Source organism: Paracoccus aerius (assembly GCF_014656455.1).
GTDB classification, from domain to species: domain Bacteria; phylum Pseudomonadota; class Alphaproteobacteria; order Rhodobacterales; family Rhodobacteraceae; genus Paracoccus; species Paracoccus aerius.
This window is the reverse complement of the sequence record NZ_BNCL01000105.1, coordinates 1-578: the sequence shown is the minus strand read 5'-3', so window position 1 is coordinate 578 and position 578 is coordinate 1. Positions and strand designations below refer to the sequence as shown.

At 64.9% G+C, this 578-nt stretch carries 1 protein-coding gene; it reads right to left on the bottom strand.

Annotation, left to right across the window (positions count from 1 at the left end; translation table 11 throughout):
* On the bottom strand, positions 1–578 hold a 578-nt coding region (locus tag IE224_RS20910; RefSeq protein WP_229849510.1), incomplete at both ends, for a phosphate acyltransferase.

Genomic DNA, 578 nt, shown 5'->3' with positions numbered 1-578 from the left:
GCTACGCGCGGAGTTTCACCCAGAAGCCTGCGACAACTGTCGGCCGACGCACGGGCAATGGCGGCGAGACCCTCGGCATCAGGATCGACCACCAGACCGCAGTCGGAGAAGATCATGCCGCCCTTGATCGGGGCGCCGTTATCACAAGCCAGCATCAGGAAGAAGCTCGACACAATCGGCGCGTCAGGGGAGCGGCCGATGATCTGCAACGCGGCGCGGACGGTGTCAGCAGTTGTCGCGACCGCGCCTGCTACGGTGCCATCCGCTTGACCCAGCCGGACCCGCATTGCTGCCTGACGGATCGGATCGCGCATCTCGATCACCGCACGTTCAGCGGTCATTCCCTTGGCCATCCGCATCCGGTGCCAGTGATCGGCCAATTGGTTGAGGTCAGGCGCCTCGGCTGGAAGGATCATGCTGACGCCAGCAATTTCCGGTCCGTTCATCAGGCTGACGCGAGCTAAGCCTTCGCCGGTCAGGCGCCTTGCGGCCTCTGCCACACGGGGATCGCGGCCTTCGGGCAGGATGATATGGCGCGGGTTGGCGCGTGCTGCGGTGAGGATGCGGTCCAGCGGTTT